This is a genomic window from Rhodopseudomonas sp. P2A-2r, from assembly GCF_026015985.1.
Taxonomy (GTDB): domain Bacteria; phylum Pseudomonadota; class Alphaproteobacteria; order Rhizobiales; family Xanthobacteraceae; genus Tardiphaga.
Window position 1 is genome coordinate 2,357,430 of the sequence record NZ_CP110389.1, and the last position, 24,514, is coordinate 2,381,943.

At 61.9% G+C, this 24,514-nt stretch carries 31 protein-coding genes and 3 pseudogenes; 22 read left to right on the plus strand and 12 right to left on the minus strand.

The window, feature by feature from the left end:
* Positions 1-56: 56 nt before the first annotated feature.
* The 6 genes and pseudogenes from ONR75_RS10990 to ONR75_RS11020 all read right to left on the minus strand — a co-directional run bounded on the left by ONR75_RS10990 (position 57) and on the right by ONR75_RS11020 (position 6,860).
* Positions 57-257: a hypothetical protein gene (locus ONR75_RS10990; protein ID WP_265082610.1), complete on the minus strand. Its 201-nt coding sequence runs from the start codon at positions 255-257 to the stop codon at positions 57-59.
* Positions 254-1,120, minus strand: coding sequence for a peptidylprolyl isomerase (locus ONR75_RS10995; RefSeq protein WP_265082611.1), 867 nt, complete (start codon positions 1,118-1,120; stop codon positions 254-256). The genes ONR75_RS10990 and ONR75_RS10995 overlap by 4 nt, the downstream gene beginning before the upstream one ends.
* Positions 1,117-3,062: pseudogene (locus ONR75_RS11000) on the minus strand (DUF3604 domain-containing protein). Before ONR75_RS11000 ends, ONR75_RS10995 begins: the two are co-directional and overlap by 4 nt.
* 286 nt (positions 3,063-3,348) lie before the next feature.
* Positions 3,349-3,624: pseudogene (locus tag ONR75_RS11010) on the minus strand (tail fiber domain-containing protein); the annotation flags it as partial.
* A 476-nt stretch (positions 3,625-4,100) separates the two neighbouring features.
* Complete coding sequence (locus ONR75_RS11015) at positions 4,101-4,913, minus strand: class I SAM-dependent methyltransferase (protein ID WP_265083621.1); 813 nt, start codon at positions 4,911-4,913, stop codon at positions 4,101-4,103.
* 690 nt (positions 4,914-5,603) lie between these two features.
* Positions 5,604-6,860: a tyrosine-type recombinase/integrase gene (locus ONR75_RS11020; protein WP_265082612.1), complete on the minus strand. Its 1,257-nt coding sequence runs from the start codon at positions 6,858-6,860 to the stop codon at positions 5,604-5,606.
* On the opposite strand from ONR75_RS11020, the gene ONR75_RS11025 reads away from it, so the two are divergent.
* A complete protein-coding gene (locus ONR75_RS11025; RefSeq protein WP_265082613.1) occupies positions 6,848-7,114 on the plus strand; it encodes a hypothetical protein in 267 nt (88 codons plus the stop codon). The two genes, ONR75_RS11020 and ONR75_RS11025, sit on opposite strands and share 13 nt — an antisense overlap.
* Positions 7,115-7,121: 7 nt before the next feature.
* Here the strand turns inward: ONR75_RS11025 and ONR75_RS11030 are convergent, their stop codons facing one another.
* From ONR75_RS11030 to ONR75_RS11040, 3 genes are read right to left on the minus strand one after another with little or no spacing between them, the layout of a single operon-like run.
* Entirely contained in the window at positions 7,122-7,406 is a 285-nt protein-coding gene (locus tag ONR75_RS11030; protein WP_265082614.1) for a hypothetical protein, read from the minus strand.
* Positions 7,403-8,542, minus strand: coding sequence for a hypothetical protein (locus ONR75_RS11035; RefSeq protein WP_265082615.1), 1,140 nt, complete (start codon positions 8,540-8,542; stop codon positions 7,403-7,405). Before ONR75_RS11035 ends, ONR75_RS11030 begins: the two co-directional genes overlap by 4 nt.
* Before the next feature lie 22 nt (positions 8,543-8,564).
* A complete protein-coding gene (locus ONR75_RS11040; RefSeq protein WP_265082616.1) occupies positions 8,565-8,798 on the minus strand; it encodes a hypothetical protein in 234 nt (77 codons plus the stop codon).
* A gap of 70 nt (positions 8,799-8,868) precedes the next feature.
* Between ONR75_RS11040 and ONR75_RS11045 the strand changes: the two genes are divergently transcribed.
* Complete coding sequence (locus ONR75_RS11045) at positions 8,869-9,360, plus strand: hypothetical protein (RefSeq protein WP_265082617.1); 492 nt, start codon at positions 8,869-8,871, stop codon at positions 9,358-9,360.
* Between the two features lie 83 nt (positions 9,361-9,443).
* Here ONR75_RS11045 and ONR75_RS11050 read toward each other — a convergent pair whose 3' ends face one another.
* Positions 9,444-10,121, minus strand: a complete 678-nt coding sequence (locus ONR75_RS11050; protein ID WP_265082618.1) for a LexA family protein — start codon at positions 10,119-10,121, stop codon at positions 9,444-9,446.
* Between the two features lie 264 nt (positions 10,122-10,385).
* Between ONR75_RS11050 and ONR75_RS11055 the strand changes: the two genes are divergently transcribed.
* The 13 genes from ONR75_RS11055 (at position 10,386) to ONR75_RS11120 (ending at position 19,582) form a co-directional block, all read left to right on the plus strand.
* Positions 10,386-10,835 (plus strand): hypothetical protein, encoded by a 450-nt coding sequence (locus ONR75_RS11055; RefSeq protein ID WP_265082619.1) that lies wholly within the window; start codon positions 10,386-10,388, stop codon positions 10,833-10,835.
* On the plus strand, positions 10,729-11,310 hold the full coding sequence (locus ONR75_RS11060; RefSeq protein WP_265082620.1) for a hypothetical protein: 582 nt from the start codon (positions 10,729-10,731) through the stop codon (positions 11,308-11,310). Before ONR75_RS11055 ends, ONR75_RS11060 begins: the two co-directional genes overlap by 107 nt.
* Positions 11,307-11,807 (plus strand): single-stranded DNA-binding protein, encoded by a 501-nt coding sequence (gene ssb, locus ONR75_RS11065; protein WP_265083622.1) that lies wholly within the window; start codon positions 11,307-11,309, stop codon positions 11,805-11,807. The genes ONR75_RS11060 and ssb overlap by 4 nt, the downstream gene beginning before the upstream one ends.
* Positions 11,808-11,904: 97 nt before the next feature.
* On the plus strand, positions 11,905-12,123 hold the full coding sequence (locus ONR75_RS11070; RefSeq protein ID WP_265082621.1) for a hypothetical protein: 219 nt from the start codon (positions 11,905-11,907) through the stop codon (positions 12,121-12,123).
* Complete coding sequence (locus ONR75_RS11075) at positions 12,120-12,389, plus strand: hypothetical protein (RefSeq protein WP_265082622.1); 270 nt, start codon at positions 12,120-12,122, stop codon at positions 12,387-12,389. Before ONR75_RS11070 ends, ONR75_RS11075 begins: the two co-directional genes overlap by 4 nt.
* Positions 12,386-13,471 (plus strand): DNA-methyltransferase, encoded by a 1,086-nt coding sequence (locus ONR75_RS11080; RefSeq protein WP_265082623.1) that lies wholly within the window; start codon positions 12,386-12,388, stop codon positions 13,469-13,471. The genes ONR75_RS11075 and ONR75_RS11080 overlap by 4 nt, the downstream gene beginning before the upstream one ends.
* A 12-nt stretch (positions 13,472-13,483) precedes the next feature.
* On the plus strand, positions 13,484-13,618 hold the full coding sequence (locus tag ONR75_RS11085; RefSeq protein WP_265082624.1) for a hypothetical protein: 135 nt from the start codon (positions 13,484-13,486) through the stop codon (positions 13,616-13,618).
* A gap of 29 nt (positions 13,619-13,647) precedes the next feature.
* Positions 13,648-14,241 (plus strand): phosphohydrolase, encoded by a 594-nt coding sequence (locus ONR75_RS11090; protein WP_265082625.1) that lies wholly within the window; start codon positions 13,648-13,650, stop codon positions 14,239-14,241.
* On the plus strand, positions 14,238-14,627 hold the full coding sequence (locus ONR75_RS11095) for a hypothetical protein (protein WP_265082626.1): 390 nt from the start codon (positions 14,238-14,240) through the stop codon (positions 14,625-14,627). Before ONR75_RS11090 ends, ONR75_RS11095 begins: the two co-directional genes overlap by 4 nt.
* Complete coding sequence (locus ONR75_RS11100; RefSeq protein ID WP_265082627.1) at positions 14,624-15,064, plus strand: hypothetical protein; 441 nt, start codon at positions 14,624-14,626, stop codon at positions 15,062-15,064. Before ONR75_RS11095 ends, ONR75_RS11100 begins: the two co-directional genes overlap by 4 nt.
* Positions 15,061-16,368 carry a DNA primase gene (locus tag ONR75_RS11105; protein ID WP_265082628.1) on the plus strand — a complete coding sequence of 436 codons (1,308 nt, stop codon included), beginning with the start codon at positions 15,061-15,063 and terminating at the stop codon, positions 16,366-16,368. The genes ONR75_RS11100 and ONR75_RS11105 overlap by 4 nt, the downstream gene beginning before the upstream one ends.
* Before the next feature lie 234 nt (positions 16,369-16,602).
* A complete protein-coding gene (locus ONR75_RS11115) occupies positions 16,603-18,177 on the plus strand; it encodes a phage/plasmid primase, P4 family (protein ID WP_413776509.1) in 1,575 nt (524 codons plus the stop codon).
* A gap of 490 nt (positions 18,178-18,667) precedes the next feature.
* Positions 18,668-19,582 (plus strand): hypothetical protein, encoded by a 915-nt coding sequence (locus ONR75_RS11120; RefSeq protein ID WP_265082629.1) that lies wholly within the window; start codon positions 18,668-18,670, stop codon positions 19,580-19,582.
* A gap of 243 nt (positions 19,583-19,825) precedes the next feature.
* On the opposite strand, the gene ONR75_RS11125 is transcribed toward ONR75_RS11120, so the two are convergent.
* Positions 19,826-20,197, minus strand: coding sequence for a hypothetical protein (locus ONR75_RS11125; protein ID WP_265082630.1), 372 nt, complete (start codon positions 20,195-20,197; stop codon positions 19,826-19,828).
* Between the two features lie 125 nt (positions 20,198-20,322).
* On the opposite strand from ONR75_RS11125, the gene ONR75_RS11130 reads away from it, so the two are divergent.
* The 5 genes and pseudogenes from ONR75_RS11130 to ONR75_RS11150 all read left to right on the plus strand — a co-directional run.
* Positions 20,323-20,832, plus strand: coding sequence for a hypothetical protein (locus ONR75_RS11130; RefSeq protein ID WP_265082631.1), 510 nt, complete (start codon positions 20,323-20,325; stop codon positions 20,830-20,832).
* A gap of 1 nt (position 20,833) precedes the next feature.
* A complete protein-coding gene (locus ONR75_RS11135; protein WP_265082632.1) occupies positions 20,834-21,076 on the plus strand; it encodes a hypothetical protein in 243 nt (80 codons plus the stop codon).
* A gap of 160 nt (positions 21,077-21,236) precedes the next feature.
* On the plus strand, positions 21,237-21,968 hold the full coding sequence (locus ONR75_RS11140; RefSeq protein ID WP_265082633.1) for a MarR family transcriptional regulator: 732 nt from the start codon (positions 21,237-21,239) through the stop codon (positions 21,966-21,968).
* Between the two features lie 27 nt (positions 21,969-21,995).
* A complete protein-coding gene (locus tag ONR75_RS11145; protein WP_265082634.1) occupies positions 21,996-22,394 on the plus strand; it encodes a phage terminase large subunit family protein in 399 nt (132 codons plus the stop codon).
* Positions 22,391-22,831, plus strand: a pseudogene (locus ONR75_RS11150) (phage terminase large subunit family protein); the annotation flags it as partial. The gene ONR75_RS11145 and the pseudogene ONR75_RS11150, both read left to right, overlap by 4 nt.
* Here ONR75_RS11150 and ONR75_RS32425 read toward each other — a convergent pair.
* A complete protein-coding gene (locus tag ONR75_RS32425; protein ID WP_320109722.1) occupies positions 22,763-22,918 on the minus strand; it encodes a hypothetical protein in 156 nt (51 codons plus the stop codon). The pseudogene ONR75_RS11150 and the gene ONR75_RS32425 overlap by 69 nt on opposite strands.
* A gap of 109 nt (positions 22,919-23,027) precedes the next feature.
* Between ONR75_RS32425 and ONR75_RS11155 the strand changes: the two genes are divergently transcribed.
* Entirely contained in the window at positions 23,028-24,041 is a 1,014-nt protein-coding gene (locus tag ONR75_RS11155; RefSeq protein ID WP_265082635.1) for a phage terminase large subunit family protein, read from the plus strand.
* A 14-nt stretch (positions 24,042-24,055) separates the two neighbouring features.
* Positions 24,056-24,514, plus strand: a complete 459-nt coding sequence (locus ONR75_RS11160; RefSeq protein ID WP_265082636.1) for a phage head-tail joining protein — start codon at positions 24,056-24,058, stop codon at positions 24,512-24,514.

Below are 24,514 nucleotides of genomic sequence, written 5' to 3' on the forward strand. Positions count from 1 at the left end.
CCGTATGGTACGGCGTTCAACATAGGCGCCGTCGCCAAAGGACCCACGGGGCGGCCCTACGTCTTGGGTGCCCTCGGGTAGTTTGACGTAGATCGCGAGCCGCAGGTCATCCCCCGCGCGGGAATCTTGAAAAGGAGATCATAGGCGCCTGGGCTGGTCTGGCGCATCTCGAGATAGCCCGGCCGTAGTTCATCCGTGAACGCGGGTGTCGCCAGCAGCGCTGCTAAAACAGTCAATAAAAAGCGATAGCGATTCATCGTTCGATCTCGGCTGACGTCGCCTTTGCTGAAGGCGTCTCCACGACGATTTCGTAGCGGTCCCGAAGCGAGGCATAAAGCTTCCGTTCCGCCTCAAGGCGCTCCGCGTTCGCCCACTCTCGGCGAACGGCCGTTCGGACAGCCTCGAGCGGTGGCAGTTCTCCGGATGTTCGTTCCCTGACAAAGACGAAATGCTGCCCGAAGCTCGAAGAAATCGGCCCCTGCCAGCGCCCCGTTTCCATGACTGCCATTCGCTTGGCGAAGGCGTCACCAAATACGCCCGTAACCTTGCTCTGAGTCATGGCGCGGAACTCCTCGCCCAGCAGGAAGGGATCGCCGAGCGCCATCGCATCCACGGACAGGTCGGCTCCAGCCAGAACGCTCCCAAGCTGTTTGCTGTCGCTCTCGAGGGTATTCGGCCGCCGCGCGGCGCTCAGGAATATCTGATGAAACGTGAGATGATCCTCGGTCCGGAATCGTTCAGGATTGGCCGCAAGATAGGCGGCAAGCTGCTCATCGGTTGGCTCGGGTGCGGACATTTTCTCCGCCAGAAATTCCATCTTCTGCCGCACGCGGCGGCGTATGATGACATCGTCGCGGTCCAGGCCGGCCGCTCGGCCCTCGCGGTAGAAGATCTCGTCGCGGACGTAGTCCTCGATCAGGCCCTGCAGTTCCTGCTCGCTTGGCGGCCGCCGCCAGGTTCGCGCAAATCCGTCACCGAGGTTGGTGATCCGCGAGGCGGATACCACGATTTTCTCGGGCGGGTCGGCGCTTCGTTTGCCCGCGAGGCCGTAGAGCGCGAACAGCATCGCACCAAGCGCAAGGAACTGCAGTAGCGGCTCTCTCAGCAGCCGAGCGATCAAGGCGTGTACCAGATCGGCGAGGTATAAGCGCGTTCGGTGGTCGTCATCGTAACTTCGGCCGGCATTTTGATGCCGAAATATTTTGCGTCATAGGCGGTCCAGCGCGGCGTCGGAATTTCGATCACGCGCACATAGTAGAAGGCCCGCAACGCCGGGTCGAAGTCGGGGTCCTTCCAAACCGTGATCATCTCGCCCGCGCCGAGGGTGTTGGTCCACGTCGCGTTCCCGACGTCGACGGTGCTGCCGACAGATGCCCTGCTGCGGCCGTCGGCGCCGATCGTGCGGCCCCCAGAAACCGCGACGTCGTAAACTCGCTCTTGCGTCTGACCGTCCTTTCCGAGCCAGCCCTTGATGACCTGGATGCGATCCAGATTTGCGCCGATCGGATCCTTCAATGCGGCGACGAGGAAGGTGGGCGATTTTCCGTTTGGCGCGTTGCTCAGGTCTCCGCCCATCGGCACGCCCTTGGTGTAGCCAACTCGCGCCGGCATGCGGTTGTTGGCGTCGGCGGCCTCGAAATCCCAGCCGCCGAAGAAGCGAACGACCATGCGCGGGCCGGTGGTGGCATATGTTTCGCGCCGCTTCATGGCGTCGAAGATCGCTTCGCGGGTATTTTCCGCGGCCCATACCGCAGCGTATCCGGACGCCGTCGTCTCCCAGCCCATGATGACTGCCTTGTCGGTCTTGACGAAAGGATGCATCGCTCGACCGGCACTTGGTTCGGAAGAAGACGTCTTGCCGAAGAAATTGTCCTCCTCGACCGCCGCGAGCCCGGTATGCGCATCGGTGCTGCCGACCAGGCCGAACTTGTAGGGATTAACGCCGAGTTCGGCTTCCATCTTGAGCCCGTTCTTCAATGCCGAACGGACGTATTCGAATTCCAGCATTTCGGGCTTCTTGACCTCGGTTAGGTCGAGGTTGCCCTTGTCCCAACGGTCGAAGTTCGCGAATTCGTCGTTGGGCGAGAGAAACGGATGGGTCTCGCCATCGCCCTTGATCTGGGTCGCCTCGTAAAGCGGTTCCCACCTCATGCGGTTCTCGGCATATTCGCGGTCGATCCGCTTGCCATTGAACGACTCGATGATCGGAAACATCCGGCCGTTGCTCAGATTGCCATTGTGCGCAAGCGCTAGTATTTCGGCGCCCGTCTTCTCTTCAACCATCGCCATCCACTTCCAGAGGTCGCGAGGATTTGGGCTGCCCAACGGCGGCAGCGTGGTGAAAGGTTCGACGAGATTTGCCTTTGCTCCGTTGTCGCGCCAGATGACATTGCGATGAAGGTTGTTACCGCCCGCGTTCGAGGTCCACTCATAGCCGATGAAAGCAGTGAAACTACCCGGATCGTTGGCTTCTTCCGCCGCCTTGATCGTTTCGCGCCAGGCGCTGCGATAGGCCGGCGTCCCCGGCGTAGGGAATCCCTTGGGCATCCGCCCCTTGCCGAAGCTGGTGATGATATCAATGGCGGCCTCCGCCCCCTTGCCGGAATTGATCTCGTCGTACCACTTTCGTCCCTGCGGCGTCGCCAGCAGGCCTGGATCGCCGCCGATCAACTGTGGGAAAAAGCCCATGCCGTCCGAATGATCCGCTACCACCATGAAATCCAGGGGCGCGAAAGTTTGGCGCGTTGTCCGCTGGAAGCGATGACTTCCTCGCCCTTGGCAAAGCGATAAGCGTCCTTCGGGCCGAGCCGGGCTCCGAACGCGCCGGCGTCCATCGAGTAAGAGGTGTGCGTGTGCGTGTCTCCGAAAAGCGGCCTTGTCGGAAAATTGCGACCCGCATATGGCGAATAGGGCGGCTTGGCGGGGAACGCCTTATCGGCGGTCTCCTTGTCGAGCGTGCCGATGTCAGTCGTCAGGTCTTCAGCGGCGACAGTGGAAGCAAAAACGCTTGCGGCACAAAGGCCTGCGAGCGCGGATCCTAAGAGGGAGGACAAACGGAACATCGTCAACGCTCCTATGATTTTGGTTCATCAACGCTCGGGGCGCGGTGTGCGAGCCTCTCACGATCATTCCGAGCAAAGCCGTCCAACTCGCTGCGCGAACGATTGTCGGTCGCCAACACAAATTGACACTGAGGCCGCGCCGCGCGGCCCGATTGCGTCGGACCTGCCGTTACCCCGCCCAATGCAGCCGACACTTCAGCGTCTTGGCGCTTGTTCGGAGTCGCACATTGAAAATGCAGTGCCACCGCCGCAACAGGATCCTTGCGTTCCTTGTTTTGTCTAAGCGTTACTGCTCGACCGGTGTGCCGGCCGGGACATGGGCGCCCGACGCCGTCCACTGGTCGTAGGTCTGGAACTCCAGGCCGAGCTTGTCGTAGGAGACCCGCAGATAGCCGTCGTTACCACGCAATACCGCCGCGGGCACGACTGTCTGGACTTCCTGCGCCATCACGCCGACATAGGCCTTTTCGCTGCCGTTGTAGCTGAAGCGGTAGAAGCCGAGGCCGTTATCGAGGTGACCGAGCAGTGAGATGTCGTGCTTAAGCATCATGTCGGATCGCCGAACAACGCGCCGGGTGGTGCGCCGGGCAACGCCTCGCACGCCTACCATTGGTGCAACACGTCCCACACCGACCACGGGCCGGACGCCAGGTCGAGCGACGCAGCCGGCGCGGTAGACACCGGCGGCACAATAGACAACGGCATTTGCCTCGGGTGTCTGGATAGTCATGGTTGCGGAGAATGCGGTAATGCCGAGCGCGGCGAGTACGAGTGAGCGCATGATTTTTCTCCTTCGTTCATCGGTGGCAGGGGCTTCTCTCAAAAAAGGAATAGCATCAGATTTTCGCACGGCGAGCAAACTGTATTCGGGGCAATACGTGCCCCATAAAATTCGTCCCACTTAGCTGTGCACTGCAGCGGAGTCCGTCGTGGGTCATTCGCGTCGGTTTGACCGAGCATCGGCGACTTCCGGTCTACCACGCTGAACAGAAAATTCTGGGCTTTGCTTAAAAGTGCCAAAAGGGGAAGCCACAACACCTAGACGACCGCTACGATTACGTGGGCTTGAATTTTTGCAGCAACCTCGCCACTGCCATGTCTCTCCGCGATCGCACAGGTGGCGTGGTCGGTTGCAGCGTCCAGTCCTCCCGCGTCTCTCGCCTCGATTTCGTTGCGAAGAGGAGTTCCTTGACAGTAGGCGACGGCGACTTGGCGAGGCGAGGATGCGCGGCTTTGCTCTGCCCTTGTCTCGATTGCCAAACGGGAGAAACCTGCGTCCTTTAGTTCGCTGCCGATCAGCGCGGTGTCGTGGTAACCGTGGGGCGTGCGCGCCAGAAAATGTGGCGGATCGCTCGAAAAAAGCTTTGCGAGAGCATTCGTCACATCATCGGCAAAAACATTCTCTTCTATGCGGTCCCATACGTTGAACAAGAAATATCCTCCGGGCTTCAGCACCCGCTTTGCTTCGCGATAGCCCGATATACGGTCGGGAAAAAACATTGCGCCGAACTGGCAGCAAACGAGATCGAAGGCCCCATCTTCGAACGGGAGCGCCAGAGCATCCGCTTGGCGCCATTCGACGCGACCGTCGGGACGTTGCCGCGACGCTGCGTAGTCGAGCATCGGTTGACTGAGGTCGGTGACAACATACCTTGCGCTGGAAGGCAGTCTTGGCGCCAATGTGCGGGTAACGACCCCGCTGCCCGCAGCGGTTTCCAAAACGGCGCTTGGCGAAAGGGACGCCGCTCGTTTCGCGATATCTTCAGCGAACGGCTCAAAGATCAACGGCACCATATGGCGGTCGTAGTTGTCCGGAATAGAGCCAGCGAACACTTTGTCAGATTCCGACATGGCGATCACCTGTCACTCAGTTCGATGGCTGGAACACTACCATGGATTGTCCGCTCTGGGTCATTGGCGTCGCTTTTCACATGTCAACGGAATGTCCGCTATCCGACCCATTCAGGACCTCTCGTTTCGTGTTGCGAGCACTAGGATAGACATAATTCGAGCTCCCGACCCGGGGGCCTCGAATGATGAGATATGAACTGACGGACTTTAAGCGGGCAGCCATCAGGCCGTTCTTTCCGCACAAGCCGCTCAGCTTTCCGAGAAGGACGACCGGCGGGTCCTCGACGGAATGCATTTGGCTGCGCTTATGGGTCCACGCCCTAGCTAGATCTTAAGCTGCATATTGGCAGACAGCCGACCGACGGGGATGATTTCCAGGAGAAGTCTGAGCGTCCCAGAGACGGTGACGGACACGAGCATCGCGGTTTTGACCCCCTCGAAAACTTTTCTCACCTCCGTTGGCAAAAACGGAATCAAGCGAGGATTTCAATACGATTTCAACGATGTGGCGAGATCGACTCGGTCTTAATGGTGCGGATCGAGTCGTTCTTAAACCGAAATCGACTCGTTCTTTCGTAGTCCGCACACAATCTGAAAACGTTGGTGGGCCTGCCTGGACTCGAACCAGGAACCAGACCGTTATGAGCGATACGCTTTTCTGCGAAATCCCTTTAAAAATAGGGATTCTTGTTAAGTTTGCACCTCTTTATCGACGTTGGTTTCGGTAGTTTCCGGGGCGAAACCGGGGCGGTGATTTTTGATGTCTGTCACGGTCGCCGAGGGTTTGACGCCGACTCGCTGTCGCGGCTTTTTGGTCATGTTCTCAACCGCGTCTTGCAAGAATTCCGGGTGATGGTGGCCGTACGTATCGATCAGGGTTTTTTCGGACATGCCGAGGAAGCCGGCGGCGATCCATGTCGGGGTGCCGGTTTGCATCAGCCACGTCGCGGCGGTGTGCCGCAGGGTGTGTGGACTAACCTTGCCGGGCAATTTCGCCAGGCCGACCGCCGTTTTAAATCCTGTCTTGACCGATTGAACGCCGGCGCCGTTGAACTCGACGAAGTGCCGGGCAATCAGTTTGCGCTCGCGCCATCGGCGCATGTGCGCGAGCAGCCGGGGCGGCAAGGGCACGGGCGGCTGGCGCTTGTTGGTTTCGGCGTGGCCCTCGGCGAGGCGATAGAAAATGCCCCGGTCGAGGTCGACGTATGCCCGGCCGATCGCCGGCACCGGCGACGCCGCTGCGATTGCGCTGGCGCGTGTGCCGGTATAGAGGCCGATCAGGATAAAGCGCGCCAGGTGCCGCAACGGGCGCTTGTCGGTGGTGACTTTCTGGCCCTTCATCGGGCCGCGGTGGATGGTTTGCGTTTCGCGGGTGCGCCAGCATGCCCAAATCAGTGCGGCGGCCTCGGATCGCGTAAGCCAACGATCGCGCGCCTTGCCCTTAGCCGGCAACGTCACCTTGACGAGGCCACGGTGCAAGCCCTCGCTGGCATGGTGCCCGATCGCCGCGCGCAAGTCCTCTAGGTCACGTCGGGCGCCGCCGTCGCTGCCGCGCTCTTTGACATAGGCGCGCGTCAAGGCGCCGTTGATGTCGGCGAGCATATACTTGCCGAAAAAATTATTCAGGCGATCGATGCGCTTTTGAAATCGCTTGGCCGGGGTGCTGTCGCCGGCCGCTAGTTCGGGCCGATCGTCGAGATAGATCGACAGAACGTCGCCGATCGGAATCGTCTCGATGTCTTGCGCCTTGCGCGTCGGCGTGTATTTCGCCGCAATGTAGTCCTTTAGCTTTTGTTCAGCTTTGCCAGTTTCGCCCGGAGCGCATCCTGTGAAGATTTCCCGGCTGCCGTCCCTGATTGTCCAAGTCGAGGCGTGGGAAAGCTTGCCGTCGGCGTTGTACCGATCCCCTCGGAGGTGGAGTCGGATGCCTTTGCTTGGACGCGGCACTTTCGCCTCATTTCTTCAATGTCGGCCAGCGTCGTGAATTGCTTGCCGGCGATCAATTCAACGGCAAGACGACCGCGCGCGATTTCGCGCCGCAAACCGGATACCGTCATTCCGCCGCCAGGAAAAGCGATCTTTGCGGCTTCCGCAAGCCTCAGAGGCTCGTTGCGCTGGATTTCTTGTGTTTGGGCCATCGTTTTCGGCTCTTAGATGGTGTTTCACTACGACTATCGTCGGCGCCGGAATGCCGGCGATAGGAGCATTTTAGGAGCGGGCGGGCCGGTGAGAGCTGGTTAGCGGCTCATAGCCCGTACGCAGCGTCTTGAAAGAGATGGTGGTCGTTCGTCCGTCGACTTCGCGCCCAAGCCCATCGATGACTGTTTTGGCGGTAGCTCTCGCCTCTCCGATCTTCAGAATACGGATCGTTCGGCTCGACCTCTCGGATCGAGAGCCATCCGCATTGTCGTAGTAGGTGTCGCGGAGCAGGTCGCCGACCTGATATTCGTGCGACACGGTTTTCGTCGGTGATTGTCGGGTTTCGTCGGTCATGACGCCTCCGGCTGCGATACGTCCCAGATCACCGCGGGACCATGGAAATTACGCGATCGCGCGTGTACGGTCGGCGTACTACTGGGAGGGCGAAAGACGTGAATTGTGATCGGATTGCCGGCTTTGCTTCGGCCTCGTGCATCCTGCTGATATTGACGATGACGATCTGGCTTGATGCTTGGGGGCCGCCAACCGGCGACCGATTGAATGCGATCATCGCAATAATTGGCTGGGTAGTGACGATCGGAATTGGTGGGTTTGCGTTCAAATTGTCCTATCGACAGATCAATGTTGGACTTAGCCAGATTGATCTTCAACAGACCCAACTGAGGCTTCAGCAGGAGCAAATCGAGGAAGCGCGTCAAGAATTGCGCAGGTCCAATTACGTGCGACTGCAAAGAGAATTTCTGGCCTACGCCGCCGACCTTGATCGCCTCAGGGTGGTGCCTGGTTATCTTTCCGCGTTCGTAGACCAATTCACGCGGGCGGCGGTCGATGGATGGGCAATGCAACTTAATAGGGTCCGACAAAACGCGGACGATTCGCTGAGTTACACGGCCACAGCGGCACCCTTTGGAATTGGCGAGCGCGTATTGACGCTCATGGGGCGCGTCCAGAAGGTTGGTGAGCAGATCGAGAAAGCCATGCTTGATCATGGAGGTCTGACCGTAGGCGTCACTCTGCGCTTCGACCCGATAGTGAAAGCTCATGTTGATGGGATTCGAAGTTTGGCGGCGCAAATACGCGCAGACCTGCCGCGACTTGAGAAGCAAATGCTCGCCATTGCCGATGAGCGCGACACATACCGTTGATATAGGTAGCCACATGTCGGTCATCGATCGCCCTCCGGCCGCGGACAGTTGGTTAGCTGCTTCATGCCCACAGCTTTTGTGTTTCACTTTGTGCGGCGTGATTAAAGCAAACCCGCGCGCGGTGACGCGGGCGGCAAATAGCGGCCTGGCCCCGACGTGATCGCAATGCGGCGGCGGGGTGATCCGAATCAGCTCAGGGAAAAATTTTTCGACGACGCGCAAATTCGTGGCGACGGTGTGATTGTAGATATCGATGCCGTTAGGTTCGGCGACGACGGATCGCAGCGCGAACAGGCATCTCTCAGTTAGTCTGCGGTGCGACATGCGATCCGTCCCCCGTCAATGATCAGGCGGCGGCGAGCGAAAGACGCTCGGCCAGTTCGCGGGCGGCGGCGTGATGGTGGTCGACCTGCACCATCATCCAGCCAATCATGCCGAGGTCCTCACATGTGACGCTGCCGACACGTGTCTTGATGACGCGCATATCATCGGCCATCTGCGAGACGGCTTCTTGGCCTTTGAGTTCCGGCCGGCTGCGACCGTGGGTGATCGGGGCAGTGAGGCGAGTACGAGCGCTCATTAGGTAGTCTCCTTCGGGGTTGTGGAGGGCTGGGGCACATGGCAATCCGCTCGCAAGCAAGGGGCGTGCAATGATCAGGGTTGTGGTAGTCGCGGCGTTGCTGGCGTGTGTATGCGGTCCGACCGATGCCAAGGAATCGCCTAAGCGCTTTGGGTCGTGGTCGGTGACGGCCGAATCGAGTCGTTTCGGCGACGGCGGTTCGCACGTCGCCTTGGTGCTGAACCGTAACGCAAGCGTCGGATTGGCAGTGCGATGTATGCAGAAAAAGCTGTCGCTGGCGGTGGCGGAGTTTGACCCGGTTAGAAGTTTGACCGTTGGCGAAATCTACAAAATCAAGTTTCGCGTAGATGACGGGTCTGTACTCGACTTTTCCGGCGCGGCAATCAATTCGAGCATGTTCGAGATCGAGATCGCGGCATCCGTTGCGCAGTTGATCGAGGATGGCAAAGAAACAACGGTTCGGATTTCTTCGCCCGCTGGCGTCTCTCACGACGCGACTTTTGACACTCGCTTGGCGAAAGCGGCGTTTAAGGCTCTGTCGAGAGATTGTCCGATTGACTAACATCACGCGTCCCAAAGGCGGCGGCCGATGGGAGCGTATTAGACTACTTTTATAAGTCGGTAAAGGTAGCCGTAATCGCTACGTTATTCTTTTGTGAACGCGTGACGCACTCGTCCCCGCAATTCTACGGTAGTGCCATCCTCTCCTTCAAGGGCGAAGGCGGCAAAGGCCGGCGAGGTGCTTTCGGGTTGTAGCCAGTATTCGCCAGCGCCGTCGCGCACGAGGGTTTTGATCGTTTCCTCCGTAAGATCGCCCCGCGTCCGTACCACGTGGTAGCGCTTGCCTGCGACGATCTCGCCGGGCCGTTGCGATAGCCGGGATAGCACCACGATCGAGCCGGCCGCATACAGTTTATTCATCGATTCGCCCTCGATTTGCAGGGCATACAGGTCGAGCCGGCGGAATTCATCATCGTTCGGGATGATGATGGTGCGCGGGACTTGGGTGTCGAACGTATGACCGTCGGCCCATTCGCCGGCCTGCACGCGGCCCGTTACCGGCACTGTGCGTAAATTGGCTATTTCCGGTTTTTCGATGATCTCGTAGGCTTTCACGCCATAAACCCGCGCGAGGCGCTGCATCCACGTCAGGGTCAACTCAGCGCCGCCGGTAGCCAGGGCGCCGATCGTCTTGGGGTGCGATCCGACCTTCTCGGCCAGTGCGTCATAGCTCCACCCGCGCTCTCTGTTCAGTTCCCGAATGCGATTCGGGTACTCGCGGGGTGCCTTTGGCGGCGGAACAGGCTTTTTCGGAGTCTGCATGAACTCCGAATAGCTGCCTATGTTCAACGCCGTAACCACCTTATTGACACCCCTATTTGACAGGAAAGTAGCCTATATGGCTACTATTCGCATGTCGAATCATTCTGCGGGGTGATTCGCTTCAACGTTAGCAACAGTTCGCCCTCAATCGGCGCTGACGGCGGTTTTGTCCGTCTCAGCGAACGGGAAATCTATGTCCAACGTCCAAAATAGCCACGGCGCACACGCGCCGGGCGAGCGCTCCCGCGCGCCGGGCCGCTTGTCATGACGGCGCACCTCTCCGACCGCCCGCTGCTGTCTCAGTTGATCCGGCTTGCCGAGGTGATCCTCGCGGCGCCGCTCATGTCGTCGCCCGCGCGGGTGTTTGAACTCGACGTGCTGTCCGGCGATCTCCTGGCGGCGCTTCGCTGTCCGGCCGGTGCATCGCATGTCGGCGCCGCCGAGGGCATTTTGTTCTCGGCGCTGCAACAGGTCGCCAAGGGCGGCGCGATCTCGACCGGCGAACTGTACCGCTACGCCTTCATCGCGCAGCAAGTGCTGCCGATGGTCCGTGATCATTACTTCGACGCCGTGATCCACGCGCGCGGGGGCGATCATGAGGATGGTCGTGCAAGACGCGCTGCGCGCCGCCTACGTCGGGCCGGATACCGTCGAGGTGATCGCGACGCGTCACCTCATTTCGCCGCGCACAGTCAATCGTTTTTGGGAGTCTGAGAAATTGGCCGGCCGACTTTCTAACCGGCCACGCCCTCACTTTGCGAAGCATGTGACGGTGCCAATCGCGCTCGTTGTCGATCCCGTCGATGCCGATTTCGGCGATGGTGACGTGCAGCCGACGGACTCCACTGCGGCGCGCGCCGCTCTGGTTGCCGCGCACGGCAACGATCCCTTGCGCGGCATCAACGATGAAATGCCCGCGCACACGTTGGAAATCGAGCGTCGCGACCGCGACGGCCACTATACGCCGTCGCCGTCGCGCCTGGTCGATTTTCAAAAGGGCCGCGACGCCTATGCTCGTTCGAAAATGGCCGAGCCTCCCGCGCCCTCCAATTTCATTTACGCGCGCGTCGGCCGCGCCTGGTGGATCATGCAGGGCCTCGCAATGCTCGCCGGCCCGTTCCTCGCGTTCCCCGCCGCGCAAGAGTGGACGCGGAAATTCGGCACCTATCACAAAAAGGCAAAACCATGAGCGGCGTTAACAAGGCAATCGTCGTTGGCCACCTCGGCGGCGATCCCGACATTCGCACCGGCCAAAGCGGCAAGCGCGTCGCGTCATTCAGCGTCGCGACTAGCGAGCAGTGGCGCGACAAGACGAGCGGCGAGCGCAAGGAAAGCACCGACTGGCACAAGATCGTCGTGTTTAGCGACGGCCTGGTCGATATCGCCGAGAAGTACCTGAAAAAAGGTTCAAAGGTTTACATCGAAGGCAAGATGAAAACCCGCAAGTGGACCGATCAGGGCGGCGTCGATCGGTGGGTGACTGAGGTGGTGTTGCAGGCGTTCAATGCAACGATCGTGCTGCTCGACAAGCGCGAGGGCGGCGTGACGCCGGCCAGTGATGAGGGCGACTACGGTTCGCAGCGCAGCGGCGCCGCCGACGGTTCGCGCCCTGTCGTCGCGCCGCGCGGTGGTAGCAAGCCGGCCGGCGCGCCTGGCGCCGATATGGATGACGACATTCCGTTTTGACGATGGCCCGCATCGCTCGCGCGCGTGAACTCTTTCGACTGTGGCGCCTGTACGGGGCGCCACGCTGGCAATCCCTCAAAATGGCCTGGTGGTTTTCATGCTGGCGATGGCTTTTGTCTCGCTGCCGTTCTGGATGATCGGCGCTCTGTTTATCTTCGCTGGTTTCGGTTCGCTGTATTGCGTCGCTGATGTCGTGAACGGCCACCGCGATATGCGCCTCGGCCCGGTGGCCGCGTTCTTTGTCGTCTGCATGCTGTTCGCCGCCGGCTTTTTCTACTTCGCGGCCTTCCTCCTGATGAAGGGACTGCCGCTGTGAAGCCGTTTCAAACCATCCCGCCTTTCGTCGAATTGTCGTGCTGGCGGCGCCAGCAAATCGGACTGCAGGGCGTTAGTCATCCGAGCGAGGCCGAGGTCGTGATCGTCAAGATGCGCGGCGTGCCGCCGATGTCATTCGACATGACCGCGACGGGCCGCGCGCAGTTCGACGCGCTAATCTATGCCGTCACCGTGGCGTTTGAACTCGGCCGCCTCGACGTGATCGACACCGTGCGCAACGTGTTCGAGCGGCCGGCCGCGCGATGACGGCGCCGCTAGACTTGCTCGCCGGCCGGGTGTTGCTACACGCGGGCGATTGCCTCGACGTGATGGCGCGCCTGCCGGCGAATTCGATCGACGCATGCGTGACAGATGGGCCGTATTTCCTGCCCGAAATGGAAAAGCGTTTCGGCTCGGCGAACTCGGCGCGAGCAAGCGGCGATCGGTTTTTCGCCGAGGGCGCGATGTCGAAGTTTCACGGCAAGGCGGCGATCGTCGGCGACATCTGCAACCGCGTCGAGACTTGGGCGGCGGTCGAGCGCGTGTTGAAGCCCGGCGGGTATCTGCTCGCCTTCAACGCCGTGGTGCCGTTCGCGCACATGCAAATTGCCGCCGAAAAGGCCGGCTTTGAAACGCGCAACGTGCTGCAATGGCTGTACGGCACGGGCTTTCCGCGCGGCAAGCCGCTCGGCAAGTTTATCGATCGCCAGGTGTTCGGCGACGGCCTCGACGATGACGAGATTGAGCGCGGCCCAGTGTCGCATTCGGCGGCGTTCTATGACGAGCAAGACATCGCCTTAAAGCCGGCCGCCGAGTTTATCCTGATGGCGCGCAAGCCGCTCGACGGCACGATCGGCGAGAACCTGATCAAGTGGGGCGTCGGCGCCCTCAACGTGAACGCCTGTCGAATCGAGCACGCGACCGGATCGAGCTATCCGGCCAATGTGTTGCACGATGGATCGGCCGAGGTGATGGCGGCGTTTCCGGCGGACGCCGGCGGCAAGAGTGTCGCGCGATTTTTTTGGCACCCGAAAGCCGATGCGCGCGATCGTGCCGGCTCGGATCATCCGACGGTCAAGCCGATCGCGCTGATGCAGTGGCTTGTTCGCCTTGTGACCTCGCCAGGTCAAACCGTGCTCGATCCGTTTGCCGGAAGCGGCTCGACCGGCGAGGCGGCTTGGCGCGAGGGCCGCAACGCGGTGCTGATCGAGATTGATGCGCAGTTTCAAGCCGACATCGCGCAGCGCATGGCGCTGTGCCTGGCCGGGCCGGAAGAACGTCAACGCAAAATCATCAAGGCGAAAGCCGCCGAGCCGTTCGCGGCCGGCTCGCTGTTCGCTGGATTGTAGGGAGTCGCCGTGATGCGCATCGATCGTCACGAGGCCATCGGCCTGATCGTTTTCGCCGCGCTGCTGTTCGCCACTCTGGCGCCGATCGCCGAGCGTGCCCGCGCCGGCTTTGTATTTTTCGAAATCATGGAAAGGGTCTACCGATGAATTGTGGTTGCCACGGCTTGGAGTCGTTCATGAGCGAGTGCGATTGCCTCGCGCCTGCCGCGCCCTCTCCCGCACCCTCTCGCGAAGCACCGGCCGGCCGCGCGGGTGATTGGATGCAGACGTTCACGGGCCGGCAGTATTGGCCGCTCGATCCGCGTGTCGATGAAGTTGATATCACCGACATCGCCGAGGCGCTGTCAAAGCTTTGCCGTTACGGCGGCCACACTCGGCGCTTCTATTCGGTGGCCGAACATTGCGTGCTGCTTGCCCGCTCGCCGATTTGCCCGCCGCGATATCGATTCGCGGCGCTGATGCACGATGCGAGCGAGGGTTACGTGGTCGACGTGATCCGGCCGATCAAGCCATACCTTGGCGGATATGCTGAGATCGAGCATGCAAACATGGTCGTGATTGCCGAGCGCTATGGCTTCGCGTGGCCGATGCCGCCGATCATCAAGGAAATGGATGCGCGAATTCTGCACGATGAGCGTGATCAGGCGATGGCTTACCCGCCGGCAGATTGGAATGTGCCGGGCGCGGCGCTCGACGTTCAACTGCAATTCTGGTCGCCGACTCGGGCTTGCGACGAATTCCTCGCCGCCTTCCGTGAGTTTTCGCGATGAAAAACCGGGGCACGTTCGAAGTGCAGCACGTTCGCAGCCGGCGCGGCGTCGCGCTGGCCGCAGCCGCCGGCTATGCGTCGGGGCCGGGTGATCCCCGGCGCCAGGGCATCGCGAATCCGCAGCGCGCAAATCCGCCCGTGGTCGTGGTGTTCGTCGACTGCGCGGCCGGGATCGAGGCGCGGCTCGGCGGTGTGACGGTCGGCGTGGTGACGCCAGACGCCGCGAGCGGTAGCTTTGTTTGGTCGGTCGACCTGGCGCAAATGTCGCGCGTGCCAAAGCGCGCTTATTCGGTCGACAAGGCTAAAGACGCCATTGCGCACAAGGTGCGCGAGTGGTGCGAGGCGGCGCGCATGGTTAGCGCCAGGCGCGACGGCGGTGCGCGATGAATATGCGCGACGTCGAGGCGCACCCGCTCGTGCGCGAGGTGATGGCGAAGTTTCCGGGCGCTGCGGTCGCCGCCGTTTGCAATCCGCTGGCGCCGATCGAGCCGCCCGGCACCGCCGGCCGTATCACGTTCGGCGACCTTTGGATAATGGCCGATAACGAGCGCCAGGACGCCGAGCGCGCTTGCGCTGAAAACCTCGACCGTGCCCGCGAGTCCGATCAGCGATCGGAAGCCGAGCGCGACACTTTGCGCCGCAGCGCCGGCGATCATCAGCGCCGCGCCGCGCTTTTCGACGGCCTGGCGCGGATGGTCGAGCGCGCTCGCACTTCGCCCGTCATCCAAGCCGAGTTGGCCCGTATGGCGCGCCAGGACGCGCACGAGGCCGCCGAGCGCGCGGCCGAGGCCTTGTCACCCGGTTCGGAAAATAATGCATCATGAACGACGCTACGCCGCGCGCCCGCATATCGGACGATCAGTTGCACGCGATCAAGGATCGCAACCCGGTTGATGCCGTCGCCGGCGCCTGGGTGAAGCTGCGCACAAAGCGCAAAGGGGACGCGGGCCGCAAAGCCGAATTCGTCGGGCCGTGCCCGATCTGCTCGCGCGATCCGCTGGCGAAAGCCGCCACGCGGTTCGAATGCGACGCCAATGGCTGGCGCTGCGCGGTGTGCAGCGATGGCGGCGACGTGATCCGCCTGGTGATGAAGCGCCAGGGCATCGATTTTATGGCCGCTGTCGAATATCTCGGCGGCTCGCGCGAGGAAGTGGTGACGCCGAAACTGGCGCGCGCTCGGGGCGTGCGCGACCATCACGCCGGCCTCGGCGACAACGCCAACCCGTATCCGTCGACTGAAATGGATCTGTGCGCCGCCTGGCGCGCCGGATGGGCCGACGGCGAGCGACGGGCGAAATATGAGGTGTTCGCCCGCGAGCGCGAGCGCCAGCGGCTTCGCAAGTTCCTGCGCGACGCCACCCGGATCGCCGGCACGCCGGTCGAGGCGTATCTCGCCGGGCGCGGTCTGATGGTGCCGCCAAACGCGCGCCTCAAATATCACCCGGCCATGATCCTGTTTAACAGCGGGCGCGAGGTCGAGCCGACCGTCGCGCATACCGGGCCGGCCATGCTGGCGCCGTTCTACAACGCCGAGGGCGCCGGCATCGGCCTGCATATCACCTGGCTCGATCCGGCCGGGCCGAAGGGCAAGGCGCGCGTCGTCGATCCTGACACCGGCGAGATATTGCCGGCGAAAAAGATGCGCGGCACCAAAGCCGGCGGCTTTATCGACCTCGGCGGTTGCGATCCCGCCGATGCAACCCGGCTGATCGCCGGCGAGGGCATCGAAACCGTGCTCGCGATCTATACCGCGCTCGTGCGCAGCGGGCGCGACGTGTCGCGCACGCTGTTCCGGGCGGCCGGCGACCTCGGCAACCTGGCCGGCGGCGCGTGTGCCACGCTTGCGCATCCGACGGCTAAGACGGAAGGCGGCCGGCCGCAACGCGTGCCGGGGCCTGATCCCGACCTGACAAAGCCGGCGATGCCGGTGCCCGATGTCGCCGAGCTGGTGTTGCTCGGCGATGGCGATAGCGACCCTTTCCTAACCGGGCACGCGATGGAGCGCGCCAGGCGCCGCCACGAGGCGCCGGGCCGCCTGGTGCGCGTGCGCTTCGCGCCGCGTGGCGTTGACTTTGACGATTTACTGACACGGCCAGGCGAGGCCGACGTGCGACGGGGCGACCAATGACGAGCGGATATGACGACATCGCCAACATGATCGAGAACGACGGCGAAATTCCCGACGCGCCGTTTCCCGATTTCAATGACGACGTGGATTCGGTTTTTCCGCCTCGGCCTCTCCCCCGCCCCCTTGGGGGAAGGGCCGGCCGATGAAACCCTCGCAATCTGCTCGGCGCTCGATCATTCCGACACTGACAATGCGCGTCGGCTGATCTCCTATTTTCCCGATCGGCTGCTCGTGATGCAGGCCGCCGGCGTGTCGGGCGGCGATCGCCTGGTGTGGTCTGGCCGGCATTGGGATATCGACAACGGCGAGGCCGGTGCCGCGCTGCTCGCGCAGGAGGTCGGCGACATGATCCAGCGCGAGGCCGACGTGCTCGCCGCGACCGACCACGAAAAGCGCATGATCGACGCTGGCGGTGTCGCCGAGATAGAACTCGACGGCCTGCTCGGCATCGCCGAAAACAAGTTGAACGATGACACGCGAAAGCGCATCGCTGACTGCCGCGAGGCGGTGCTCGCCGGCAAGGCCGCAAAGCGGGCCGTCGCGTCCCGCAAGGTGGCACACCGCAAATTCGGCGTCACCTCGAAAAACGCGACGCGGCTGCGCGCGATGCTGGAATGCGCGTCGCCGCGTTTGCGCAAGCCGATCCACGAATTCAACGCCTCGGCGCTGTCGGTGGCGACCATGACGCACACGCTGCATTTTCATCAAGAGGTCGACGCGAAGTCGAGCGAGCCGGGCGTCGCCCGCTGGACCGCGCGGATCGAGGCGATCAAGGGGCACAAGCAATCGGACTACATCACGGCGCTGGTGCCTGTGAACTATGACGCCAACGCGCTAGCGCCGGTGTTTATGGACTGGATCGAAAAGATGATGCCCGACGCCGAGGCGCGCCGCACGCTGCAACAATACTGCGGCGTCTCGATCCTCGGCGTGCCGTTGCAGCGCTTCATGTTCCACTATGGCGAGGGCGCGAACGGAAAATCCGTGTTTCTGGAATTGCTGATGCGGTTGCTCGGCAAAAGCTTTGCCGTCGGCCTGCCGACCGAGTCGATCATCGGCCAGGGCGATCGCAACGCCGGCGGCGCCTCGCCTGATCTTATCCGGCTGTTCGGCAAGCGCATGGTGCGCGTCCTGGAATTGCCGGAAGGCAAGCCGCTGCAATCCGAGTTGATCAAGAAACTAACCGGCGGCGAGGAAATCCCTGTTCGCACGCTGTTTAAAGGCTTCATCGACTTTATGCCGCGCGCGAAACCGCACATGAGCGGAAACGGCCTGCCGAAAATCAGCGATACGTCTAACGGCATTTGGCGCCGCATGCTGTTCCTGCGATGGCCGGTGCAAATCGCCGAGTCCGAAATGCGCGACGCCGAGGCTATGGTCGAGGAATTTCTCGCCGAGTCGTCGGGCGTATTGAATTGGCTGTGCGATGGTGCGCTCGACTTCCTGAAAAACGGCCTATTCATCGCGCCGAGCGTCGCGCAGGACGTGAAGGATTACCGCAAAGAAATGGATGTCGTGATGCAGTTCGTTGACGACTGCGTTGAAAAGGTCGACGGCGAATCGGTGCAGGCGCGCGAAATGTATGTCGCTTTCAAAGAGTGGTGTGCGGCCAATAACAAAACGCTGATCTTCGAAACGAAGTTCGGCCGCGACATGAAACGCCATGTCAAGCGCGACGACACCGCGCGGCTGCGCAAATATGTCGACGTGCGGCTGCGCGCCGATCGACCGCGCTGGACCGGCCCGACGCCTGGTGACGCGAACAAGCCGCCGCATCCGGCCGATATGGATGACGAGGTGCCGATGTAAAATAAAAAAGTTGTCAGGGTCCAGCGCTACTTTTTCCGCGCCTATAACGAATCGAGGCCGGCTTATTGCGCCGCCTCGGCCGCCCGCGCCACGCTGCGCGATCGGTGCCTCGCAAAATCAAGCGCTCCCCGGCATGTCCCGCCGGGAATGTGTTGATTGCGTCACGCTGTTGCCAATGAGCAACCGAGGGTTTGCGAGGGTTTGCGAGGGTTTCCCGCAAACCCTCGCGCATAGGAAGTGCTTGCGAGACAGCGATAACTCGAATTCTGCGAGGGTTGCGAGGGTTTTTGGCCTCTTACGTATAGAGGGGTTTAAGGGGGAAACTCGATCTCTCTTTACGTAAGACCCTAGAAACTATCGCAACCCTCGCAAATAAGAAAAAAGCTATGTAGGTATATGTTTTTATTTAACAAAAAACTTGCGAGGGTTTTTCTCGAACCCTCGCAAACCCTCGCAAACCCTCGCAACTATCAAAACCGGGTGTGATCAAATGAAAACCGCCATTGATATCGAAAAGTTGGTGCAATGGGCGATGCGTGATGAGTTGCCGAAGGGGCAAGCGGTCGCCGCGTCGCCGTGGGATATGATCACGCAATACGCTGCCCTCGGCGTGCGGGTGCAGACGGGCGGCTTTAACGGCGATGGGTTCGGCTTCACGCCCGGCGCGCCTCACGCCGACGCGCTGATCGTTGCCGACGCCATCAGCGCGATCGGCACCGTGGCGACGTTCGATCAAGCCGACGAGGTGTTGCCGCTGTTCGGCGACCTGGCGCCGATCGCCGGCAATGCCGTCGATGGTATCATGTCGGCGTCGTTCGATCCGCGCTCGATCGTGATCAGCAACGCCACGATGGGCACCCGGCCGAAATGGAGGTTTGAGGAACCGACCGCCTATCAAATGTTTTCGGAATTCCGCGACGACGCGGGCGCGATCCGGCGCCGCCCGCTTGTGCACGGCGTCGACGCCGCCGGCGACGTGGTTGCGATCATGCCGAACCGGGGCCGCGCTGTGGCGCGCGACGGCATGTATAGTTACGCGATGGTGCCGCGCTCGCCGCTCGATTGGCAATGCCCGTCGATGCTGCACGTTGGCGACTGCCGTGCCGAATACGTGGCCTGGCACGGTGCGCTTGTGCAGTTGGCGGCCGACCTCGACGGCAAGCTTGCCGAGTTTCAACCGACGCCGCCGGCGGCTGCGGCGCTGCCGTGGATCACCGGCCCGACGCCGGTGTCGCGCGTTGTGCCTGGCCGCGATCTCGGCATCGTCGACGGTTTGCCGATCCAGCCGCGCCGCGAAATCTCGTCGCGACCGCTCGGAAATCCGCGTGCTTCGCGCGTGCGAGTCGTAAATGCCGGGAATTTCGTGCCGCAGCCTACGTCAAAAACAGTTGCGCCAGTTGGCTAACTCAAAATCTGTGACAGGGTTCGTTGCCGGAACGACGTGCTTGACGTACATCGGACAAGTGCAAAAAGGTTCAAAGCAAACCCGCCGCGTTGGCGGGTTTCGCGTTTCACTGATCGACGCGCGCCGATGAGCGGCAAGGATTGGGAATATCTGCGAGGCCACAACATGAGCAAGTATTAGAACGTTTCACGTGAAACCTCGGGCGCCCTGTCGGCGCAATGTGTAGTTCGCGAGAATAACCGCCTATAGTGCGGCCCGACGCTGCCAATATCGGGCTAACCATTTCGAGGTGTCGCGATGACTGATATCAAAGCCGGCGATTTTGTTGACGTGCGCATGGTCGCCGTTGCTGTCGATGGTGATGTCGTCATCGTTCGCCTTCCGCAAAAAAGCGCCGTGCATCAGTTCACGATCGGGCGCCATCAGGTGCAGCATACCGAACCGCGCTCGCCGGAAGCGATCGCAGCGGACGCGGTATGCGCATCGTATGACGGCCTTGCGCCGCTCAATCAGCGCGTTGCGAGTTTTCGCCGCGCTTAACCAATCCGCACGGCTCGGCGCGCCCGCATCTAGCGGCGGGTGACGGGGCAAGCGGTTAGTCACCACGCGCGGCATCCGACCACGCTTCACAAGATAGGCTCGCATCAAGCCGGCATTGCGCCCGGCCGCTGATTGCGATGCGCTGATCTAGCTCTGCGGAATTGCACGGCGCGTGGTGATCTTAATTCGAGGGCGGCCTGATGCGCATCAAGGTATCGGGCAACATCGCCGAAATCATCGCACCGTTTCAGCAACTCGGCGCTGGCGGCATCATGCCGCTGCGCGAGGGGCTGTATGAAGGCGGCGACAAGGTGCGAACGCGGGTGCGCCGTGCGCTGAAAAAGCAAACCGGCGTCTCGGCGTACAGCACGATCACGCAAAACGTCGAGGGCATCCGATCGGGCATGTCCTACCTGATCAAGACTGATCAAGGCGGCCTGCCGATCAAGCTGTTTCCGGTGTCGACGCCTGGTAGCGTGTCGGCCTCGCCGTGGGGCGTGTCGCGCACCTTCAAGCGGTCATTTGTGAAGGCCGGCGGCAAATACATGGCGCGCATTTCGTCCAAGCGCTTGCCGGTGCGCTCGCTCTATGGCGCCTCGCTAAAAAAGGAACTCGTCAAAGATGCGTCGCTCGCGGCGTTTGATGCCGGCGTGAAAGCCGACATCGCGCCGATGATCGAGAAGCGCCTGAAACGCTTTTTCGGGGGATAACATGGCCGGGCATCACATAGGGCTGGCCGCTCTGGCGCGGTTGCGATGGCTTTCAATCGCCGCGATCGGCCTCGGCGTGCTTTCGCTGGCGGCAATCCTGCTGCTCGTGGCCGGCGCTGGCGCCTTGGCCTCGGCCGGCGTGGTGTGTCTGGCCTGCATCACCGGCGTCGCGCTCGATCGTCGGGCGCATCGCGGCCTCGACGCCAGCGAGCGCGACCGCAGGGCAGGGGCGGGGCGCGGTTAGATCGCCTCGCTATCCGCGCGCAGACATCCGGCGCCATCAACGCGCGCCCTTGGCCGCCCTTGGCCGCCCTGGGCCGGCCTGCCGCCCTCGGCGCGCCAGGGTAAAGGGTCCTCCCCTACCGGGTGCCTTGCGCGGGCGACGCAGCCCGAAGAAATCTCAGTTGGTGGGTTTGAAAATGAGGGTTGACCACGTTGACGGCGAGACGCCGGAAGTTGACCCGACTGTGGCCGAGCCGCAACGGGGTGTGGCCGATTTGCCGGTCGACCTCGGCGCCGCCGGCGGCGCGCTGAATTCGCCGATGTTGCTGATGGCGACGGTTTCCGAGATCGCGAACCGCGACGGCATTTCGAAACAGGCGGTTTCGAAAAAGGTCAAGGCGCTGATCGACCTCGGCCTCGCCGTCGAGCGCAACGAGCGCGGCGACGTTGGCCGGGTGAACGTCGCGCAATACGACTTCCTGCGCGGCAAGCACGATGACCCGTCGAAAAATCAGCGGCCAGGCGCGCAGACGCAACAGCCGCCGGCGCGCGACATGGAGTCGTATGAGGAAGCGCTACGCAAAAAGACTTGGTATGAGGCCGAGCGCAAGGGCTTGGAACTAGCCGAACAGCGTGGCGACCTCGTGCGCGTCGCCGACCTGGCCGCCGCTACGGGCGACTGCGGCGAGGAAATCGTCGCGGTGCTGCGGCGGCTGTCGGATGAAGCCGACGCGCTGGCGGCGGCGGTGACGCGCGACGGTGTGCATGGCATGCGCGTCGCGCTCAAAGCGATTGAAAATCGAATGATGGTCGAGGTGGCCGACAAACTGGCCGCCCTGGCGCGCCTCGGCAAGACGCCGCAGCCGGCGCCGGCGGTGCCGCCGCCCGAACCTGTATCGTACGAAACAAACTGAGGCCGCCCGCCGGCCGGCGGGGTTGTCATGCTCGATCATCCCTCGGCCTGGCGCGTGATCGCCGATCGGCTGGCGCAAATCATCCGCCCGGCCGAACCGATGCCGCTGTCGCGATGGCTGGCCGAGAATATCGTGCTCGTCGACGGCCCGGCCGCCGGCAAAATGTGGAGCGCGGCCGGCGCGCCGTACCTGGCCGAGATCGCAGACTGTCTGTCTGACGATCACCCGTGCAATTTCGTCACCGTGCGCAAGTCGCAACAGTCCGGCGCCTCGATCCTGGCGCTCGGCTGGTGTCTGTACGTCGCCGATCAAGAGCCGGCGAATATGCTGTACGCGGTGCCCGGCATCGACGCCTTGAAAGACCTCAACGGCGGCAAGCTTCAACCGTTGATCGACGCGTGGCAGAAAAAACAAAGCGTACCGTGATCTTGCCGCAGACGGCCAGGTCGGGCGCCGGCTCGACTGCAGGCGAAAAGGTTTTCAACGGCGGCCGGCTGTATCTCGGCAACGCAAATGCCGTCATGGACCTATCGTCCAAGACGATCAAAAAGGGCGTGCGCGACGAATTTTCGAAGTGGACGGACATTCCCGGCTACGGCGACCCGGCCGATCTGTTTTTCGGGCGCTTCACCGCGTTTCGCCGCACCAAGACGTTTAAAATTCTCGACATTTCGACGCCGGAAGTCGACACCGGCGACGACACCGGCGAGACGGAAGGGCATTGCCGGATCGATACGCGGTTTCGCGCCTCGGATCGGCGTTTCTGGCATTGCCTTTGCCCGGAATGCGGCCAGCTATTCATTCACCTCGACGATAATCTGATCGTCAACGCCGAGCACCCGCATCGGTCGTACTATCAATGCGATTGCGGCCATCACATTTCGGACGCCGAGCGCATCATGGCGATCGACGGCGGCGGATGGATCGCGACGCGGCCCGATGGCGATCATCCCGGCTTCCATATCGACGCTTTCGTGTCGAAAATGATGTCGTATGAGGCGATCGCCGAGGATCGCATCGCGGCCACGACGGAAACGAAAAAAGCTATACGCAAACCTCGTGCTCGGCCTGCCGTTCAAGTATCGTGGCGATGCGCCCGACCACGAAAAGCTGATGATGCGGCGCGAGGATTGGATCAAGCGCGGCCAGGTGCCGCCGAAAGGCTTGATCCTGACTGCAGCGGCCGACGTGCAGATGCGCGGCATCTGGCTAGAGATCGTTGCGCACGGCGCGAACCGCGAAACCTGGCTTGTGGATGCCCGCTACCTCGACGGCGACACCGTAAACCCGCGCGGCGAGGTTTGGGAGCAACTACGCAAGGCAACGATCGACTGCGCGTTTATGGATTCGTTCGGCGGCGTGCGCTATCTCGACGCGCTCGCCGTCGACTCCGGGTATCGGCCGAATTCGGTTTATACTTGGGTGCGCGATCATCAGCGCATCCACCCGGATACGGGTTACGACTTGATCCTCGCCACAAAGGGCATGCCGGGATGGGGCAAGCCGGCGATCGGGCAACCGACGCTCGTTGATATCGACCTGTCCGGCAAGCGCATCAAGCAAGGCTGCAAGGTGTGGGGCGTCGGAACGTGGCCGATCAAGGCCGACTTCTATTCGTTCCTGCGGCAAGAGGGCATCAAGAGCGGCGCGCCGCGCGATCCCGACGGCTATTGCCATTTCGGCATGTGGGTCGATGAAGTGTATTTCCGACAGTTGGTCGGCGACAGACTCGAGCAAGTCAAAGTGCACGGGCGCGTCGCCGGCCAGCGATGGGCGCAAATCAAGAACAACCATTTCCACGATTGCCGCATCTACAATTCGGCGATGGCGGAATATCTCGGCATTTCGACGATCAGCCCGCAACAGTGGGCCGACCTGGCGATGCGCCGAGGGTTGCCGCAAGAGTTGAGCGAGCCGAGCCTGTTTAGCGTACCGGCCGCCGCGATTGTTGACCCGCCGTCACCGCCCGCAAATGCTAGTGACGAGGCACAACAATCGGAAACAAGCGACTACGTTCAACCGTCATCCGGCGGCTGGATTGGTCGCGATCTTAGCGGCTGGGGAAGCCGTTAACCCGCGTCGAAATTGTGAAAGCGGCTTTCGTACCCGCTGGGGCATCACCCGACGATTTCGACGCGTTTGCCGTGGGGCGACCACGGCGCCGAGGCGCGAGCAAGGGCAAGCGCCGAGTCCTGTCCGATCAAAAGCGGAATGCCGGTGACGCTCGCGAAATGCGATGCGCCCGCCGCCGATCGTTCGGGGCGCAAGCCGCTCGACAATGCGCGCGGGGAAACCGCAGGGCGCTTGTCGGGCGGCTTTTTGTTTTCAAGGGAGCACCGCCGATGTGGACGCAAAACGATCTCGCCAATCTGAAAAAGGCGATCGCGACCGGCGCCAAAAGTGTGCAGTTCGGGTCAGGTGACAATGCGCACCGCACCGAATTCCGTTCGCTCGCCGAAATGATGGCGATCAAGGCCGAGATCGAGCGCGAGCTTGCGCCGCGCGCCGCGAGCGCGATCAGTTATGCCGAACATAGGCGGGATTGA